At 76.1% G+C, this 1,639-nt stretch carries 1 protein-coding gene and 1 pseudogene; both read right to left on the bottom strand.

Annotated features, from left to right (window positions below; genetic code table 11):
- Positions 1–1,216 (bottom strand): acyl-CoA dehydrogenase family protein (locus UWG_RS0126590; RefSeq protein WP_016910234.1); only part of this gene is annotated, 1,216 nt, incomplete at its 3' end.
- 55 nt (positions 1,217–1,271) lie between these two features.
- Positions 1,272–1,639: pseudogene (locus UWG_RS31175) on the bottom strand (steroid 3-ketoacyl-CoA thiolase); the annotation flags it as partial.

Here is a 1,639-nt window from a genome sequence, read left to right as displayed (position 1 = left end):
GCGGCGCGGTGAACCCGTGGTCCGCGAGGTAGGTGCGGCGTTCGGCCTCCGGCAACTTCCGTGCGGGGGCGAGGGTTCGGCGTACTTCCGCACGCATCGGCGCTGCCTCGGCGGGGAGTTCGACGCCGAGGTCGCGCCTGGCGCCCTCCAGGGTGAGCGCCGCGATCCTGCGGTGCCATCCGGCGCCGGGGCCGAGGAGCAGGCGCAGGGTGTGCGCCCTGCGCAGGACGAGGTGGGCGTCGTGCTCCCAGGTGAAGCCGATGCCGCCGAGGGTCTGGACGGCGTCCTTGGCGGTCGTGAAGGCGGCGTCCACTGCCGTCGCCGCCGCCGTCGCCGCGGCGAGCCCGGCCTCCTGTGCGTCGGCGCCGCTGCCCGGGGTGAGCGCGCGTGCGGCGTCCCAGGCGCAGGCCCTCGCTTGCTCGGCGCGGGCGAGCATCCGCGAGCAGCGGTGTTTGACGCCCTGGAACTGCCCGATCGGGCGGCCGAACTGCGTGCGCACCCGGGCGTGTTCGGCGGCGACCGAGGTGTTGAGATCGGCGAGCCCCGACGCCTCGGCGGCGAAGAGGGCAGCGGCGAGGTCGTACGGGCGCCGCGGTGCGAGGACGCCGAGTACGTCGGGCTCCTCTAGGACGAGGTCCTCGGCGCGGAAGCGGGAGAGGCGCCGGGTGGCGTCGTGGCTGGCCAGGTCGTCGGCGGCGAGCGCGGCGCGTGGCGCCACGGCCCAACCCGGCTGCCCCTCCTCGTGGAAGGGCAGGACGACGAGGTCGGCGACGTGTCCGCCGAGCACCGGCGCCGACTCCCCCGCCAGGACGGCGCGGCCGTCGGGACGGCGGGTGAGCGCGAGGGTGCCGGGGTCGAGCGCGAGCGCCGCGGTGCGGCTGCCGTCGGCGAGCGGAGGGAGCAGGTCGTCGCGGCCCGCCTCGTGGAGGACGGCCGAGGCGAGCACCGTCGGCAGAAACGGTCCTGGCGCCAACGCGCGCCCCAACTCCTCCAGGACGACGGCGAGTTCGACGAGTCCGTACCCGGAGCCCCCGCACTTCTCCGGCAGGTGCAGCCCCAGCAGCCCCTGTTCGGCGAGCGGCCGCCACCAGGCGGGCGTCCGCTCGCGCTCCGCGTCGAACGCGGCACGCACCTCCGTGCGCGGGACGTGCCGGGCGGCCCAGCCGCGCACGGAGTCGCGCAGCGCGCGGTGCTCCTCGGTGAGTCCGATGGTCATGGCGTCCCCTCGGGTGGTCGAACTGGCGGGCGGTGCCGGGGCGTTGGCGCCGGGCTCAGAGGCGTTCGACGATCGTGGCCGTGGAGAGCGCGCCGCCTGCGCACATGGTGACGAGGGCCCTCGTCCCGTCGGTGCGCTCCAGCTCGTGGAGCGCCGTGGTGAGGAGCCGGGCCCCCGTGGAGCCGACGGGGTGGCCGAGCGCGATGGCGCCGCCGCCGACGTTGACCAGGTCCGGGTCGACCTCGTGCACCCGGAGGAAGGAGAGGACGACGGAGGCGAACGCCTCGTTGACCTCGACGAGGTCGAGGTCCCCGACGGCCATGCCCGCCTGCTTCAGGACGTGCGCCGTCGCGTCGACGGGCCCGTCGAGGTGGTAGTACGGCTCCGCGCCGACGAGCGCCTGGGCGACGATCCGCGCCCGCG

Source organism: Streptomyces xiaopingdaonensis (assembly GCF_000262345.1).
In the GTDB taxonomy this organism is placed as follows: domain Bacteria; phylum Actinomycetota; class Actinomycetes; order Streptomycetales; family Streptomycetaceae; genus Streptomyces; species Streptomyces xiaopingdaonensis.
This window is presented reverse-complemented; position numbering and strand designations above follow the sequence as displayed.